Origin of the sequence: Caulobacter sp., from assembly GCF_017744445.1 — a bacterium.
Taxonomy (GTDB): Bacteria; Pseudomonadota; Alphaproteobacteria; order Caulobacterales; family Caulobacteraceae; genus Caulobacter.
In genome coordinates this window covers 120,791-136,334 of record NZ_JAGIBH010000011.1, presented here as the reverse complement: position 1 = coordinate 136,334, position 15,544 = coordinate 120,791, and the positions used below count along the sequence as shown (strand labels likewise).

Sequence of the window (15,544 nt, the reverse complement as noted above, 5' to 3'; positions counted from 1 at the left end):
AAAACGGAGGACAATCCTCCGCCGACGCATAATCATGCCCGAACCCGAAGTTGGTCCAACCCATTGACTAGACGACGTTCTTTGACTTCCATCTAGCCATCGCGGCTGGCCTGGCCGTGGTGGGGACCGGGGGGTCTCAGGGGGCAAGGGCGTGACCGAGATGGGGATGCAAAAGGACGTGGCTCGCGCCGCCGCCTCACGGCGCGCGAACACCTATCTGCGCATCGGCGCCACCCTGGCCATCGCCGTGCTGCTGCAGGTCTATCTGCATCCAGTCTGGGGGTGGGCGTGGGCTCTGGCCTATACGCTCTGCTACGCCTTCGAGAACTGGGTGCGGCGTCCGCGGGAGGCGGCCCCGACCTGGATGAAGCCGGCCGCCGTCGTCGCGCCCTTCATCACCTCGGCGGCGTTCGGGGCCCTGTCGATCCCGATGTTCGCCTCGCACATCCGTTTCGCGCCGACGCTGGGCGGCATGCTTCTGGCTGGCGCCCTGCTGAACGTGGTGGTGGTCAATGCCGGCAACCGCCTGGCCACCCTGATGGCGGCCGCCCCGCACGCCCTCTACCTGCTGATCGCGCCATTCATCGCCAAGGCCGCTAACCCCGGCGCCAACCTGGCCGACGTGCTGTGGTTCGGCGCCATCCTGATGATCGTGTCGGTCACCGTCGCCAGCCGCACGCTCAGCGCCGCCCTGAAGGCCGAGGCCGACGCCAAGGCCGAGGCCGAGCGCCGCCGTCACGAGGCCGAGGAAGCCGTCGCGGCCAAGTCCGCCTTCGTGGCCATGATCAGCCACGAACTGCGCACCCCGATCAGCGCCATCCTGGCCGGTGCCGCCCGCCTGCACAGCGAGGTCCCCGAGGCCGGCCAGAAGATCCACGCCCAGCTGATCGCCGACGCCGGCGGGCTGATGCGCACCCTGCTGAACGACCTCTTGGACTTCTCGCGGCTGGAAGCCGGCCGCATGACGGTCGAGCAGTCGGCCTTCAATCTGCGCCAGTCGCTGTCTGACACCTTGCGCCTGTGGCGGCCCGAGATCGCCCGCAAGGGCCTGAAGCTGCGGATCAAGGGCGCGGCCAGCCTGCCCCGCTGGGTGGCCGGCGACGCCATGCGCCTGAAGCAGGTGCTGAACAACCTGCTCAGCAACGCCATCAAGTTCACCGAGCGCGGCGAGATCACCGTCGTCCTGCACGCCCAGCCCTCACCCGATCAGGTGCTGCTGTCGATCGAGGTGATCGACACCGGCCCCGGCATCCCCGAAGCCGCCCTGCCGCGCCTGTTCACGCCCTTCGACCAGCTGAACGCCGCCGTCGTGCGCCAGCACGGCGGCTCGGGCCTGGGCCTGGCGATCAGCCGCGAGCTGGCCCGGCTGATGGGCGGCGACCTGACGGCGTCCAGCGCGCCCGGCCATGGCGCTCACTTCACCCTGACCACGGTGTTCGAGACCGCCGAGGCCCCGCGCGCCGAAGACGAAGGCCGCTCGATCACCGGCCTGCGGGTGCTGGTGGTCGACGACCACGTGGTCAACCGCCGGGCCATCGAGCTGGTGCTCCAGCCCTTCGGCGTCGACGCGACCTTGGCCGAGTCCGGCGAAGAAGCCCTTGAACTGCTGAACGCCGAGGTCTTCGACGCGGTACTGATGGACGTCTACATGCCCGGCATGGACGGCCGCGAGGCCACGCGGATCCTGCGCGCCGGCTCAGGCCCCAACCGCGAGACCCCGGTGATCGCCGTCACCGCCTCGGCCACCCCTAAGGACTGGGACGCCTGCATGGCCGCCGGCATGAACGGACATGTGGCCAAGCCGATCGATCCCGTGGAGCTTTTCGGAGCCCTGGCTCAGGTGCTGGCGGGCGGGACCGTCGAAGCCGTCACCGACGCGGCCTGATCCAGCACCGTCTTTAGACGCTCTGTCAGGGCTGTCTCGTCCTTCATGGCGCACTCCCAGACCACCTCGACCCGCCAGCCCGCGGCCTCCAGCGCGGCCTGTGAGCGCTCATCGCGGGCGACGTTGCGGGCCACCTTGGCCAGCCAGTAGTCGCGGTTGGTCTTGGGCACCCGCGAGCCGCGGGCGCAGTCGTGACCGTGCCAGAAGCAGCCGTGGACGAAGACGGCCAGCTTGCGCCCCGGCATGACCAGGTCCGGGTTGCCCGGCAGGTCCTTGCGATGCAGGCGGTAGCGGGCGCCCAGGCCGGTCAGGATCCGGCGCAGGGTTTTCTCAGGCGTGGTGTCCTTGCTCTTCACGCGGGCCATGACGGCCGAGCGCTTGGCCTGGTCGTAGACATCCGTGCTCACGGCTTCGTCTCCGGCGGGAAACGGCCCAGGCGCAGGGTTCCGGTCAGCAGCAGCACGCCCAGCTGCTTCAGGCCCGGCCAGCGCGACATTGGGGTGAAGAACCAATCCCTCATGCATGGCCAGAACGCGCCATGCGCCTGAAAGAGCGGCGTCAGGGCCTTGGAGACCAGCTGGTAGATGCCGGTGTGCCGCCGGCGGTCGTCCTGCCAGGCGCGGACGGCGACGGCGGTCGGGCGATGGTCACGGTCCAGGCGCGCGGCCAGCTCGACGGCGTCGACCAAGGCCAGGTTTGCGCCCTGGCCCAGTTGCGGGCTGGTGCCGTGGGCCGCGTCGCCGATCAGCACGCAGGCGTCGCGGTTCCAGCGCCCCACCGAGACATCGCGATAGAGGGCGCGGGAGAAGCCTTCCCAGGCCTCGCGACCTTCCAGCAGGGCGGCGGCTTCGGGCCACAGCGCGCCCAGCCGTTCACGCCGCCAGGTCTCGAAGTCGCCGGCCAGGAAGGCGTCCAGGTCCTTGACCGGCACGGACCAGAAGAGGCTGACCTGGTTCGTCTCGCCTTTGGCCCCGCGCCCAACGGGTAGGACGCCGCTCATCACCTCGGCGCGGTGATAGACCTGCCGCAGGGCGCCAGCGAAGCGCCCTTCCGGATCGCTGGCATTTGTCCAGACCGCGCCCCACGGATAGACCGGCGCCCGCGCGCCCGGTCGGATCGCCGTCCGCAGGCTCGAGGCCGAGCCGTCGCCAATGATGGCCAGGTCGAACGGGCCAAAGCTCCGGCCCTGCTGGTCGTGAAGGACGGGCCTGGCCGGATTCTCGATCCGCACGATCCGCGCGTCAGTGACGACCTCGACCCCGGCCGGGGCCAGCTGGTCGTGCAAGGTGTCGAACAGCACGGCCCGATGAATGCCGACGCCATGCGCGCCGGGCCGCCAGTCGCCGTAGCCCAGGTCCATGACCCGCCGGCCGCGCGTGTCCTTGCCTTCCAGCCGGTCGACACGGGCGCCGGCTTCACGGATCGCTTCGTCGAGTTGCAACGCACGCAGGGCCGCAAGACCCGTCGGTTGCAGCAGCAGCCCCGAGCCCAGCGGACGCGGGGCCGCGAAGGCTTCCAGTAGGGTGACCCTGTGCCCACGGCGCGCCAGGGCCAGCGCGGCGGCCATGCCGCCGACGCCGCACCCGACGACGCCTACGCGAAGGGGGCTCAGAGGCCCTCGAACAGCGCCGTGGACAGGTAGCGCTCGGCGAAGCTGGGGATGATCACCACGATCAGCTTGCCGGCATATTCGTCGCGCAGGGCCAGGTCGAAGGCGGCCGTCAGGGCCGCGCCCGAGCTGATGCCGACCGGCAGGCCTTCGGTGGCCGCCGCACGGCGGGCCATGGCGAAGCTGTCGTCGTTGCCGACCTGGACGATCTCGTCAATCACCGCGCGGTCCAGGATGCCCGGCACGAAGCCGGCGCCGATGCCCTGGATCTTGTGCGGACCGGGCGCGCCGCCCGACAAGACCGGCGAGGCCTCGGGCTCGACGGCGACCATCTTCAGCGACGGCTTGCGGGCCTTCAGCACCTGGCCGACGCCGGTGATGGTGCCGCCCGTACCGACGCCCGAGACCACGGCGTCCACGGCGCCGGCCGTGTCGTTCCAGATCTCCTCGGCGGTCGAGACGCGGTGGATCAGCGGGTTGGCGCCGTTCTCGAACTGTTGCGGCATCACAGCGCCCGGCGTGGCGTCGATCAGTTCCTGGGCGCGCGAGACCGCGCCGCGCATGCCCTTTTCGGCCGGGGTCAGCTCCAGCTTGGCGCCCAGTAGCAGCAGCATCTTGCGGCGCTCGATCGACATGCTTTCCGGCATGACCAGGATCAGCTTGTAGCCCTTGGCGGCGGCCACGAAGGCCAGGGCGATGCCGGTATTGCCCGAGGTCGGCTCGATGATCGTCGCGCCGGGCTTCAGGACGCCCTGCGCCTCCAGCGACTCGATCATGGCCACGCCGATGCGGTCCTTGACCGAGGCGATCGGGTTGAAGAACTCGAGCTTGGCGACGACCTCGCCCTTGGGCTTCAGCTCGGCCATCAGGCGCGGCAGGCGGACGATCGGGGTGTCGCCGATCGTGTCGATGATCGAGTCGTAGATCTTGCCGCGACCGGCGCGCTTGAAGCGGGCGGCGTCATAGAGGGAGGAAGCGTCGTCCATCGGATACCTCGGAGGCCCTAGGGTTGCGGGAAGCGGCGCGCAACTTAGACCTCCAAACCCCAGCTGTCAGGGGGTCATTCGGCGGCGAGGCTTGCAGTTTTGCTATCGAGCAAGGGCTCCAGCAGGGTTTGGGCCAGCCAGCGCACGGCCGGAACCGCCACGCCGTCGCCGATCACCTGCAGGCCGGCCGTCTGCGAGCCGGGCAGCAGATAGCTGTCGGGCAGGCCCATCAGGCGCGCGCCTTCGCGCGGCGTGACCAGGCGCGAGCGAACCTGGCCGTTCTGGATGACCAAGAGGGTCTGACGCGAGGAACCGCCACGCGGGGTGCGCAGGCATCCGGCGACGCCGTCGAAGCGCACCTCGGCCCGCTGGTCGCCCCCGCGCATCCGGCGGAACACGGCCCCGACCGCGCGCTCGCCCGACTTCACCCGGCGCTCGACCGCCTCGCGGTGGCTGTCGGCCATCAGGGCCAGCAGGGCGTCGGTGCGCTCCTGTGGGTTCCAGGTCACGGCGTCGTCGGGCTCGAGCACGACGGCCAGATCGGTGTTTCGGGCCGGCGGCGAGGGCGCGCCCCACCAGATCCAGCGTTCCTTCAGATCGTCGGGCAGACGAGCGGCGGCCTCGCGCACGGCGCGGCTGTGGAAGCCGCTGGTCCCCTCCAGACCGTCGGTCGGCAGGCGGGTGGCGACCACGAACACGCGGGGCCGCGACTGCGGGACGAAAGCGCTGGCGTCGATCTCCAGGGCCCCGAAGCGGTAGCCCTCTTCCGACAGCGCGCCGCACAGGGCGGTGAAGTCGTCGCCGTGGTGCGAGGTCAGCAGGCCGACGACGTTCTCGATGACGATCACCGGCGGGGCGCGATCCTGCGCCGACATCGTCTTCATCAGGGTCCAGAAGCCGAAGAAGGCCGACGACTTGCCGCCGGCCAGGCCCGCGCGGGCCCCGGCCAGGCTGAAGTCCTGGCAGGGGCTGGAGGCCCAGGCCAGATCCGCGGTCGGGATCTCGTCCGCCTTGAGGGCAAAGACGTCACCAGTGTGGAAGTGCTCAGCCGCGTCGGCGAAATTGGCGCGATAGACGTCGGCCTTCACCGCGTCGAAGTCGTTGGCGAACGCGCAGGTCCAGCCGTCTCCCAGGCCGATGCGGGCCATGCCGCCGCCGGCGAAGAACTCAAGGAAGGAGGGAGAAGCGTTCCGATTCATCGCCGCAGAGTCTAGCCTCACCGGACCTGGAGGGGATAGTCAAAGACATGCGTACCGTCGTCCTGATCGCCGCCGCCCTGTTGATAACGGCCTGCGGGCAGTCGCCCATGGGCTCGGCCGAGGAGGCCCCGCCGCCGGCCGACGCGCCGATCACCGTCGGGCCGGACTATTCGGGCGATTTCGACGCGGTCGGGACCGAGCCGTTTTGGAACGTGAAGGTGCGCGCGGACGGCATGACACTGTCTCGTCCGGACCATCCCGATGTCGTCACCGGCAATTCCGGCGTGCGCATCGACGGCGAGCAGGGCGTGTTCGACACCACCGCCAGCGAGACCCGGCTCGTCCTGCGCCTGACCCCCGGCGAATGCTCGGACGGCATGTCCGATCGCCGCTACGGCTACCTGGCCGAGGTCTGGATCGACGGTAAAACCCTCAAGGGCTGCGCCTCGAAGACCCAGGACCTGGCGGCCCAGCCGAAACCCTAGTCGCCTTTCGGACCCAGGTAGTCCTTGCCGTACACGGCTTCGCGGAAATCGTGGTGCAGGGTGCCGTCGAACGGATAGGTCTGGACGAAGAACACCGCCGTCAGATGGTTGACCGGGTCGACCCAGAACAGCGTCGTCTCGCGGCCGTCCCAGAAGAATTCGCCGACCGCGCCGCGGTTTTCGGCCGCCGTCTGGGGCTGGCTCTTGCGGACCGTGAAGTCGAAGCCGAAGCCCACCGTCCCCTTGCTGGGCAGCCAGCGGCGCTGGGTGACGCGCGTGTCGAGGTGGTCGGTCGCCATCAGGCGCACGGTCGAGGGCTTGAGGATCCGCACCCCGTCCAGCTCGCCCTCGTTCAGCAGCATGCGCGAGAAGCGGAGGTAGTCGTCGATCGGCGCGACGATGCCGGCCCCGCCCATGGTCAGGCGGCGCGACGGATCGAAATTCAGGCGGCGGGTCTCGGCGTCGTCCTGGCGGGCCAGCTTGCCGTCGGGTCCCTTGTTATAGGTGGCGGCCAGGCGGGCGAAAGCGGCCTCGGGCTGGGTCCAGGCCGCTTCCTTCATGCCCAGCGGCTGCAGGATGTGGGCCTTCACATAGGCCTCGAACGGCTGACCGGTCAGCTTCTCGACCAGCAGGGCCTGGACGTCGACGGCGGCGCTGTAGCTCCATTCCTCGCCCGGATCGAACAGCAGCGGCGCCTTGGCGATGCGGTGGCCGAACTCGGTCAGGTCGTTGTTGATGTTCATCGGATCCAGCGCCGAGAACGCCGCGTCGGCCGGCGTGGCGGTCCCGCCGTACGAGAAGCCGGCGGTGTGGCGCAGGATGTCGCGGATCAGGATCGGACGCGCCGCCGGACGGGTCTGGCCCTGGGCGTCCATTACCTTCATGTCGGCGAACTCGGGCAGGTAGCGCGACAGCGGGTCGTCCAGGCCGAACTTGCCCTGCTCCCACAGCTGCATCAGCGCCACGCCGGTGACCGGCTTGGTCATCGAGAAGATCTGCACCAGGGTGTCGCGGCGCATCGGCTTGCCGCTCTCGCGGTCGGCCATGCCGGCGGTCCCGAAGTAGCGCTCCTGACCGTCCTTCCAGACCACCGCCGAGACCCCGACGGCGCGGCCGCTGTCGACCATGGCCTTCAGGGCCGTGTCGATGCGCTGCTTGTCGATCTTGACCGGGGCGGGCGCCGAAGCGGCGGGCGCAGCACGCGCGAAGGCAGGAGCGGCCGGCACGGCCAGCAGCGTCGCCGCGACGGCGGCGAGGATGATCTTCTTGGACACGGACACGGGAGCTCCCCAACGCTTTTGTCGGACTGTTGCTTGCCGCGCGTCCATTTGCCAAGGGCGTCGAGGTCGTAGACGGCTACTTCAGGCCCAGGCGCTGCCCGTCGTAACGTTCGCGCAGCGGCGCCCACCAGGCCTCGTTGTCCAGGTACCACTGGATGGTCTTGCGCAGGCCAGTGTCGAAGGTCTCCTGCGCCTTCCAACCCAGTTCGGTCTCCAGCTTGGTGGCGTCGATGGCGTAGCGGGCGTCGTGGCCCGGGCGGTCGGTGACGAAGGTGATCAGGTCGCGGCGGCTCTGGCCGGCGATCGGGCGCAGCGCGTCCAGCACGTCGCAGATCGCCTCGACGACCTGGAGGTTGGTACGCTCGTTGCGGCCGCCGACATTGTAGCTCTCGCCGGGCACGCCCTTCGTGGCGATCAGGTGCAGGGCGCGGGCGTGGTCCTCGACATGCAGCCAGTCGCGGACGTTGTCGCCCTTGCCGTAGACCGGCAACGGCTTGCCCTCGAGAGCATTGAGCGTGACCAGCGGGATCAGCTTCTCGGGGAAATGATAGGGGCCGTAGTTGTTGGAGCAGTTCGAAACGACGACCGGCAGACCGTAGGTGTGATGCCAGGCGCGGGCCAGATGGTCGGACGAGGCTTTCGAGGCCGAATAGGGCGAGCGCGGATCGTAGGGCGTGGTCTCGCTGAACAGGCCCTCGGCGCCCAGGCTGCCGAACACCTCGTCGGTCGAGATGTGGTGGAAGCGGAAGGCGTCCTTCTCGGCCCCCTCCAGCGTGCGCCAGTGCTCCAGCGCCGCCTGCAACATCACGTATGTGCCGACGATGTTGGTCTGGACGAAGTCGCCGGGGCCGGTGATCGAGCGGTCGACATGGCTCTCGGCGGCCAGGTGCATGACCACGTTGGGACGGAAAGCCTTGATCGTCGCCGTGACGGCCGCCGCGTCGGCGACGTCGCCCTGCACGAACTGGTAATCGGCCTTGCCCGCCAGCATCGCCAGGCTGGCGGGAGAGGCGGCATAGGTCAGCTTGTCGAAGTTGAGGATCGCCACATCGTTCTGGCCGGCCAGGTGGCGGCATACGGCCGAGCCGATAAAGCCCGACCCGCCGGTCACCATCACGCGGAGATTCTGCTGCGACATGCGCTGGCTAGCCTCGGGCTTCTAGAAGGAGAGCCCCGTATCCAGTTTTTAGTGTACGCGCAACTTAGTCGGTGAAGACCACCGTCTTGCGACCGTTCAGCAGCACGCGGTCTTCCAGGCGATAACGCAGGGCGCGGGCCAGGACGCGGCGTTCGATGTCGCGGCCCTTGCGGACCAGATCCTCGGGCGTGTCGCGGTGGCTGATGCGCTCGACGTCCTGCTCGATGATCGGGCCCTCGTCGAGATCACCGGTCACGTAGTGGGCAGAGGCGCCGATCAGCTTCACGCCGCGCGCATGGGCCTGGTGATAGGGCTTGGCGCCCTTGAAGCCCGGCAGGAACGAGTGGTGGATGTTGATGCAGCGACCCTGCAGCTTGGCCGACAGGCCGTCCGACAGCACCTGCATGTAGCGGGCGAGGACGACGATGTCGGTCTTGGTCTCCTGGATCAGCTTCCAAAGCTCGGCTTCCTGCTCGAACTTGGTTTCCTTGGTCACCGGCAGGTGATGGAAGGGCAGGCCCGACAGGTCAATGTGTTCGTAGGTCTCGGCCGGGTGGTTGGAGACCACGCCGGTGATGTCCATCGGCAGCTCGCCGATCCGCCAGCGATAGACGAGATCGGCCAGGCAGTGGTCGAACTTACTGGCCAGCAGCAGCACGCGATAGCGCTCGGCGCGATCACGCAGGGACCACTTCATCTTCAGGCCGTCGGCCAGCGCGCCGAACTCGCCGCGCACCGCCGCGCGATCGGCGCCATCGGCGTCGAACACCACCCGCATGAAGAACTGACCGGTCTCCTGGTCGTCGAACTGCTGGGCGTCCAGGATGTTACAGCCGCGCTCGAAGAGGAAGGCGGACACCTTGGCGACGATGCCGCGCTGGTCGGGGCAGGAGAGGGTCAGGATCATGGTCCGCTCCCTCTAGAGAACTGTATCGCCGAAGAAAAGCGGCTGAACGTGTCAGGCGAGGCCGATTTTCCCCTGGCGCGGGGAGTTTTCCTAAACCTGCGGCACGGCCATGCCCCGCTGTACGGCGGGACGGTCGCCCATCGCCTGCAGCCAGGCCTCGACGGCAGGAACGCCGGGCTCGTGGCCGGGCTCGGCCTTGGCCAGGGCGGCGAGAATGGCCTTGGTCCAGGCATAGCTGGCGATATCGGCGATCGAGACGTGCTCGCCCGCCAGCCAGGGATGGTCGTTCAGCCGCCGATCCATGACGCCCAGCAGGCGTGTGACCTCATCGCCGAAGCGGCCGACGGCCAGAGGCAGCTTCTCCTCCGCCCGGACGGCGAAGTAGTTGTATTGGCCAGCCATCGGCCCCAGGCCGCCGACCTGCCAGAAGGTCCATTCCAGGGCGGCCCAGCGCTCCGGGCCTTCCGGGGCCAGGAATTTCCCGGTCTTTTCCGCCAGATAGACCAGGATCGCGCCGCTCTCGAACACCTTCTGGGGACCACCAGGGGCGTCATGATCGACGATGGCCGGGATCTTGTTGTTGGGCGAGATGGCCAGGAAATGCGGGTCGAACTGTTCGTCCTTGCCGATGTTCACCGGCTTGACCCGATAGGGCAGCCCAACCTCCTCCAGCATGATCGAGGCCTTACGGCCGTTGGGCGTGGTCCAGGTGTAGAGGTCGATCACGGGCGGCTCCCTGCATAGTTTGAGATCAACAACGCACAGCGCCGCGATCTTGTCTCGCGCGGGTCGCTCGAACGGGTCTAGGTTCAATGCATGGTTTCTTCCTCCGAAGTCTTGTCCGATCGTGCGATCGACCTCCTGGCCAAGCTGGTGGCGTTCGACACCACCTCGCGGCGCTCGAACCTGGAGCTGATCCGGTGGGTCGAGGGCTATCTGGCCGAGCTGGACGTGCCGACGCGTCGCGTGCCGAACGCCGACGGGACCAAGTCGAACCTGATGGCCACCATCGGTCCGGCGGTCGAGGGCGGGGTGGTGCTCTCCGGCCATACCGACGTGGTGCCGGTCGACGGCCAGCCCTGGTCCAGCGATCCGTGGGTGCTGACCGAGCGCGACGGGCGGCTCTATGGCCGCGGAACCTGCGACATGAAGGGCTTCCTGGCCCTGGCGCTGGCCGCCGCGCCGGACCTGGCTCAGGCGACCCTGTCACGGCCGGTGCACTTGGCCTTCTCGTATGATGAGGAAGTCGGCTGCCTGGGCGCGCCCGACATGATCGAGGTCATCGCTGCCGATCTCCCCCGCCCAGCCCTGGTCGTGGTCGGCGAGCCCACCGACATGGTCGCCGTACGCGGCCACAAGGGCATCGCCACCTTCACGGTCACCGTCACTGGCCGCGAGGCCCATTCCAGCCTGACCCACCTGGGCGTCTCGGCCAACACCATGGCGATCAAGCTGATGGCTATGCTGGTCGAACTCTCTGAAAAACTGGAGCGCGAGGCTGACCCTAACTCGCCGTTCACGCCCAAGGGCGCGACCCTGACGGTGGGCATGGTCAACGGCGGTACGGCGGGCAATATCCTGGCCCGCGAGTGCAAGTTCCTGTTCGACCTGCGCACCCCGGCCGGCATGGACCCGATGGCGATCTTGGCCGAGTTCTTCGCCGTCTGCGACGCGATGGACGTTGATATCAAGACCAGGGCCCCTGAAGGCGGCGTCAAGGTCGAGCGTCGCTCGCTGACCCCGGCCTTCGCGCCTGAAGAGAACGGCGTCGCCGAGGCCTTCGCCCGCAAACTGGCCGGCGACAATGGGCCCGCGCGGGTCGTGCCCTACGCCGCCGAGGCCGGGCAGTTCCAGGGGGCGGGCTTCTCGACCGTGATCTGCGGTCCCGGCTCGATCGACCAGGCCCACCAGCCCGACGAGTTTGTCGAGATCAGCCAAATGCAGCGCGGCGCGGCCTTCATGAGAAGGTTGATTGAGGACCTATCGGTCTAGTCCGTTTCCCCGGCGAAAGCCGGGGCCCAGATGGAAGGACGCCGGGGCTGACGCTATGAGCTCAGCGCCCTTCCAGTCAGCCAAGCGCTCCGAGATCTGGGTCCCGGCTTTCGCCGGGAAGATCGGTGTTGGGGTTAGGCGCCTCGCCACTTCCGGATGATGAACCGGCGGCCGATGAAGGCGGCCGGATCGAACGACATCACCCGCAGGATCGCGCCGGGCGAAGCCTTGCGCTTGGCCTGGATCGCGCGGCGGTCAGCCCAGACCTGGTCGAGGTCTTCCTTCTTCAGCGCCGCCTTGATGCCCCGGATCGCCGGTTCGACGTCGCCGCGACGCCAGTGCAGCAGCAGCAGGCCCGACGTCACCGCCACATGCAGCGGCAGGGTCACCGGAAACAGCCAGCCGGGCGTGTTCTTCAGGAAGGTCCAGATCCGGTTGCGCGAGCCGTGGAAGATCGCGAAGTCCGAGCGCACCCCGGTGCTGGCCGAACCGACGTGGGCGACCTTGGCTTTCGGCAAAAGCAGGGTCGGTTGGCCGTAGAGGCGCAGTCGGTAACCCAGGTCGACATCCTCGCAGTAGCAGAAATAACGCTCGTCGAAGCCGCCGATCTCGAGGAACAGGTCACGGTCGATCAGCATGGCCGCGCCGCAGGCCGAGAACACTTCGCCCTCGGGCAGGACCGCCGGTTCCTTGCGTCCATACCCGCCCCGGAACGGTATGCCCGCGCTGGTGACATTGTCGCCGGCCCCGTCCAGCAGGCCGGGTCGATCGGCCGACAACTGCAGCGAGGCGAAGCTCTTCACGGTCGGATGACGCTCGACGCCGGCCATCAGCTCGGCCAGCCATTCGGGCTCGGCGTAGGCGTCGGGGTTCAGCAGGACCAGCCAGCGGCCCTTGGCGCGCCGGGCGGCGAAGTTGTTGCCGGCAGCGAAGCCCAGATTGGCGCCCGCCTCGACGAAATCGACCCACGGATGGGCCTTGGCCGCCGCCTGTGGCGCTCCGTCGGTCGAGGCGTTGTCGATCAGGATCGTCTCGAAGTCGCGGAAGGTCTGGGCCGCCAGCCGTTCCAGGCACGGCGCCAGGGTCGAGCCGCTCTGGTAGGAGACGATGATCACGCTCACCGCTGGGGCGGGCTTGTTTTCGGTCGCTTCAGGCGGCATCGGTGGCGAAATTCGTTTCTCTAGGTACGCGTCATGAAGATCACGCCGCTGGCGATCCCCGAAGTGCTGCTTATCACGCCCGCGCGCCATGGCGATGAGCGGGGGTGGTTTTCCGAGACCTTCCGCCAGGCGGCGCTGGAGGAGGCTGGATTTAAGGCCACTTTCGTCCAGGACAACCATGTGCGCTCCACGACGCGCGGCATCCAGCGTGGCCTGCACTACCAGAAACCGCCGCACGCCCAGGACAAGCTGCTGCGCTGCGTGGTCGGATCGATCTTCGACGTCGCGGTCGATATCCGCAAAGGCTCGCCGACCTATGGCCAGTGGGTGGGGGCCGAGCTGTCGGCCGAGAACCGCCAGCAACTGCTGGTGCCCAAGGGTTTCGCCCACGGCTACGTCACTCTGACCGACGCCTGCGAGGTGCTCTACAAGGTCACTGACTACTATGCGCCACAGGCCGAGGGCGCGGTGCGCTGGAGCGATCCGGCGGTCTGCATCGACTGGCCGATCCCGGTCGCCGAGATCACCGCCAACGACCGCGACAACGCCGCGCCGCTGCTGAGCGAGATCGAGTCGCCGTTCACCTACTAACCACAAAACCCCGTTTCCCCGGCGAAAGCCGGGGCCCAGATTCATCCCGAGAGTTTGGGGTTTTCGCGCCATCAGCCTCGACCACCCCCGCCAAGTCTGGTGGGTTCGATCTGGACCCCGGCTTTCGCCGGGGAGACGGAGTTAGCGATGACTTTCACCGACTTCTTCTGGACCTCGCACGAAGGCCTGCCGCTGCACGCTCGCGACTACGCGCCGGCCAGCGAGACTGGAAAGCTGCCGGTGATCTGCATCCACGGCCTGACCCGTAACGCCCGTGACTTCGAGGACCTGGCGCCGCGCATCGCCGCCACAGGCCGCCGGGCGCTGGCGGTCGACGTGCGCGGCCGGGGCCTGTCGGCCCGCGATCCGAACCCGATGAACTATCATCCGGGGACCTACGCCGCCGACATCGTCTCGCTGCTCCAGGCGGCCGCGATCGACAAGGCGGTGTTCGTCGGCACCAGCATGGGCGGGCTGATCACCATGGTGCTGACCTCGATCATGCCCCAGGCCATCGCGGCGGCGGTGCTGAACGATGTCGGCCCCGAGCTATCGCCCGTGGGTCTCGCCCGCATCGCCGGCTATACCGGTATGGCCAGCCGCTTCGAGACCTGGGACGCGGCCGTCGCCTACGCCAAGGCGATCAACGAAGCCGCCTTCCCCGCCTACACGGCCGAGGATTGGGATGTCTTCGCCCGCCGGCTGTTCGACGAGAACGACGGCGCCTACGTCCTGGCCTACGACCCCGACATCTCGGCCCCGATCAAGGCCGCTGCGGAAGCCGCGGCCAAATCCCAGGCCGAAGGCGGCGCGGCGCTGGCCCCGCCCGACATGTACCCGCTGTTCCGGGCCCTGGCGAAGGACCGCCCACTGCTGCTGGTTCGCGGCGGGATCTCCGACCTGATCGACCCCGCCATCGCCGAGCGCATGCGGGCCGCCGCGCCCCACATGGCCTATGCAGAGGTCCCCGGCGTCGGCCACGCGCCGATGCTGACTGAACCAGAAGCTTGGGCGGGAATAGAAAACCTGCTGGAGACCGCGCCCTAAAGGGTGTGCCCGGACGGCTTGGCCGTGTTAGAGCCCCGGCAGTTCTCGTGCTGGAGCGCCCATGACCCTCGACCTCGCCGCCATCCAAGCCGCCGCCGGCCGCCTGAAGGGTCAGATCGAGCGCACGCCGTGCCGCCACTCCAAGACGCTGTCGAAGATTACCGGCGCCGAAGTCTGGGTGAAGTTCGAGAACCTGCAGTTCACCGCCGCCTACAAGGAGCGCGGCGCGCTGAACAAACTCATGCTTCTCTCGGAAGCCGAGAAGGCCAAGGGCGTCATCGCCGCCAGCGCCGGCAACCACGCTCAGGGCTTGGCCTATCACGGCGCCCGCCTGGGCGTGCCTGTCACCATCGTCATGCCCAAGACCACGCCGTTCGTGAAGGTGCAGCACACCCGCGACTTCGGCGCCAACGTGGTCATCGAGGGCGAGACCTATGACGACGCCAACGCCCACGCCCGCAAGCTGCGCGAAGAGCAGGGCCTGACCTTCGTCCACCCGTTCGACGATTACGACATCATGGCCGGCCAGGGCACGATCGCCCTGGAAATGCTGGAGGACGTGCCGGACCTGGAAGTCCTGCCCGTGCCGATCGGCGGCGGCGGCCTGATCAGCGGCGTGGCCACGGCGGCCAAGGCGCTGAAGAACGACATCCACATCATCGGCTGCGAACCGGCCATGTATCCGTCCTTCACCGCCAAGATGCGCGGCGTCGCGGCCCACTGCGGCGGCCAGACGATTGCCGAGGGCGTCGCGGTCAAGCAGGTCGGCGAGCTGACCTACAGCGTCGTCCGTCCGCTGATCGACGACGTGCTGCTGCTGGAAGAGCCCTATATCGAGCAGGCCGTGGCCCTGTACTGCAATGTCGAGAAGACCATCGCCGAGGGCGCCGGCGCGGCCTCGCTGGCGGCGCTGCTGGCCTATCCGGAACGCTTCCGGGGCAAGAAGTGCGGCCTGATCCTGTGCGGCGGCAATATCGACACCCGCCTGCTGGCCTCGGTGCTCACCCGTGAACTGGTCCGCGCCCAGCGCCTGGTGTCCCTGCGCATCATCGGCGACGACCGTCCGGGCCTGCTGTCGACCGTGGCCAGCGTGATCGGGACCATGGGCGCCAACATCATCGAGGTGAACCACAATCGCCTGGCCCTGGACGTGCCGGCCAAGGGCGCGGAGTTCGACATCACCATCGAAACCCGCGACGCCCAGCACACCCAGGAGGTGATGAACGCCCTGCGCGACAAGGGTTACCCGCCGCGCGTCGTCTAAG

General features: G+C 68.3%; 15 protein-coding genes. 6 read left to right on the top strand and 9 right to left on the bottom strand.

Features of this window, described 5'->3' with window-relative positions:
• Positions 1-166 precede the first annotated feature (166 nt).
• Positions 167-1,885: an ATP-binding protein gene (locus tag J7528_RS16875; RefSeq protein WP_291876720.1), complete on the top strand. Its 1,719-nt coding sequence runs from the start codon at positions 167-169 to the stop codon at positions 1,883-1,885.
• Here J7528_RS16875 and vsr read toward each other — a convergent pair.
• The 4 genes from vsr to J7528_RS16855 all read right to left on the bottom strand — a co-directional run bounded on the left by vsr (position 1,837) and on the right by J7528_RS16855 (position 5,679).
• Positions 1,837-2,292 (bottom strand): DNA mismatch endonuclease Vsr, encoded by a 456-nt coding sequence (gene vsr / locus J7528_RS16870; RefSeq protein WP_291876718.1) that lies wholly within the window; start codon positions 2,290-2,292, stop codon positions 1,837-1,839. The two genes, J7528_RS16875 and vsr, sit on opposite strands and share 49 nt — an antisense overlap.
• The gene (locus tag J7528_RS16865; protein ID WP_291876937.1) at positions 2,289-3,497 is read right to left on the bottom strand and encodes an NAD(P)/FAD-dependent oxidoreductase; all 1,209 of its coding nucleotides are present in this window, start codon (positions 3,495-3,497) and stop codon (positions 2,289-2,291) included. Before J7528_RS16865 ends, vsr begins: the two co-directional genes overlap by 4 nt.
• Positions 3,494-4,480, bottom strand: coding sequence for a cysteine synthase A (cysK, locus tag J7528_RS16860; RefSeq protein WP_291876715.1), 987 nt, complete (start codon positions 4,478-4,480; stop codon positions 3,494-3,496). Before cysK ends, J7528_RS16865 begins: the two co-directional genes overlap by 4 nt.
• Before the next feature lie 74 nt (positions 4,481-4,554).
• A complete protein-coding gene (locus J7528_RS16855) occupies positions 4,555-5,679 on the bottom strand; it encodes a DNA cytosine methyltransferase (protein ID WP_291876713.1) in 1,125 nt (374 codons plus the stop codon).
• A gap of 47 nt (positions 5,680-5,726) precedes the next feature.
• Between J7528_RS16855 and J7528_RS16850 the strand changes: the two genes are divergently transcribed.
• Positions 5,727-6,164 (top strand): hypothetical protein, encoded by a 438-nt coding sequence (locus J7528_RS16850; protein ID WP_291876712.1) that lies wholly within the window; start codon positions 5,727-5,729, stop codon positions 6,162-6,164.
• On the opposite strand, the gene J7528_RS16845 is transcribed toward J7528_RS16850, so the two are convergent.
• The 4 genes from J7528_RS16845 to J7528_RS16830 form a co-directional block, all read right to left on the bottom strand.
• A complete protein-coding gene (locus J7528_RS16845) occupies positions 6,161-7,438 on the bottom strand; it encodes a serine hydrolase domain-containing protein (protein ID WP_291876710.1) in 1,278 nt (425 codons plus the stop codon). The two genes, J7528_RS16850 and J7528_RS16845, sit on opposite strands and share 4 nt — an antisense overlap.
• 82 nt (positions 7,439-7,520) lie before the next feature.
• The gene (gene rfbB, locus J7528_RS16840; protein WP_291876708.1) at positions 7,521-8,582 is read right to left on the bottom strand and encodes a dTDP-glucose 4,6-dehydratase; all 1,062 of its coding nucleotides are present in this window, start codon (positions 8,580-8,582) and stop codon (positions 7,521-7,523) included.
• A gap of 64 nt (positions 8,583-8,646) precedes the next feature.
• Positions 8,647-9,489, bottom strand: a complete 843-nt coding sequence (gene purU / locus J7528_RS16835) for a formyltetrahydrofolate deformylase (protein WP_291876706.1) — start codon at positions 9,487-9,489, stop codon at positions 8,647-8,649.
• Between the two features lie 90 nt (positions 9,490-9,579).
• Positions 9,580-10,215: a glutathione S-transferase N-terminal domain-containing protein gene (locus tag J7528_RS16830; protein WP_291876704.1), complete on the bottom strand. Its 636-nt coding sequence runs from the start codon at positions 10,213-10,215 to the stop codon at positions 9,580-9,582.
• 90 nt (positions 10,216-10,305) lie between these two features.
• On the opposite strand from J7528_RS16830, the gene argE reads away from it, so the two are divergent.
• Positions 10,306-11,481 carry an acetylornithine deacetylase gene (gene argE / locus J7528_RS16825; RefSeq protein ID WP_291876702.1) on the top strand — a complete coding sequence of 392 codons (1,176 nt, stop codon included), beginning with the start codon at positions 10,306-10,308 and terminating at the stop codon, positions 11,479-11,481.
• 134 nt (positions 11,482-11,615) lie between these two features.
• Here the strand turns inward: argE and J7528_RS16820 are convergent, their stop codons facing one another.
• Entirely contained in the window at positions 11,616-12,641 is a 1,026-nt protein-coding gene (locus J7528_RS16820; RefSeq protein WP_291876700.1) for a glycosyltransferase family 2 protein, read from the bottom strand.
• A 33-nt stretch (positions 12,642-12,674) separates the two neighbouring features.
• Here J7528_RS16820 and rfbC point away from each other — a divergent pair, with 33 nt between their 5' ends.
• The 3 genes from rfbC (at position 12,675) to J7528_RS16805 (ending at position 15,543) form a co-directional block, all read left to right on the top strand.
• Positions 12,675-13,232, top strand: coding sequence for a dTDP-4-dehydrorhamnose 3,5-epimerase (gene rfbC, locus J7528_RS16815; RefSeq protein WP_291876699.1), 558 nt, complete (start codon positions 12,675-12,677; stop codon positions 13,230-13,232).
• A 147-nt stretch (positions 13,233-13,379) separates the two neighbouring features.
• Positions 13,380-14,279: an alpha/beta hydrolase gene (locus J7528_RS16810; RefSeq protein WP_291876697.1), complete on the top strand. Its 900-nt coding sequence runs from the start codon at positions 13,380-13,382 to the stop codon at positions 14,277-14,279.
• 61 nt (positions 14,280-14,340) lie between these two features.
• Positions 14,341-15,543: a threonine ammonia-lyase gene (locus J7528_RS16805; RefSeq protein ID WP_291876695.1), complete on the top strand. Its 1,203-nt coding sequence runs from the start codon at positions 14,341-14,343 to the stop codon at positions 15,541-15,543.
• Position 15,544: the final 1 nt, after the last annotated feature.

Excerpts from the sequence above, each read along its gene's own strand:
- argE (WP_291876702.1), top strand. The coding sequence starts at position 10,306 with ATGGTTTCTTCCTCCGAAGTCTTGTCCGATCGTGCGATCGACCTCCTG.
- J7528_RS16810 (WP_291876697.1), top strand. The coding sequence starts at position 13,380 with ATGACTTTCACCGACTTCTTCTGGACCTCGCACGAAGGCCTGCCGCTG.
- J7528_RS16820 (WP_291876700.1), bottom strand. The coding sequence starts at position 12,641 with ATGCCGCCTGAAGCGACCGAAAACAAGCCCGCCCCAGCGGTGAGCGTG.
- cysK (WP_291876715.1), bottom strand. The coding sequence starts at position 4,480 with ATGGACGACGCTTCCTCCCTCTATGACGCCGCCCGCTTCAAGCGCGCC.
- J7528_RS16875 (WP_291876720.1), top strand. The coding sequence starts at position 167 with ATGCAAAAGGACGTGGCTCGCGCCGCCGCCTCACGGCGCGCGAACACC.
- J7528_RS16855 (WP_291876713.1), bottom strand. The coding sequence starts at position 5,679 with ATGAATCGGAACGCTTCTCCCTCCTTCCTTGAGTTCTTCGCCGGCGGC.
- rfbC (WP_291876699.1), top strand. The coding sequence starts at position 12,675 with ATGAAGATCACGCCGCTGGCGATCCCCGAAGTGCTGCTTATCACGCCC.
- J7528_RS16805 (WP_291876695.1), top strand. The coding sequence starts at position 14,341 with ATGACCCTCGACCTCGCCGCCATCCAAGCCGCCGCCGGCCGCCTGAAG.
- J7528_RS16850 (WP_291876712.1), top strand. The coding sequence starts at position 5,727 with ATGCGTACCGTCGTCCTGATCGCCGCCGCCCTGTTGATAACGGCCTGC.
- rfbB (WP_291876708.1), bottom strand. The coding sequence starts at position 8,582 with ATGTCGCAGCAGAATCTCCGCGTGATGGTGACCGGCGGGTCGGGCTTT.
- purU (WP_291876706.1), bottom strand. The coding sequence starts at position 9,489 with ATGATCCTGACCCTCTCCTGCCCCGACCAGCGCGGCATCGTCGCCAAG.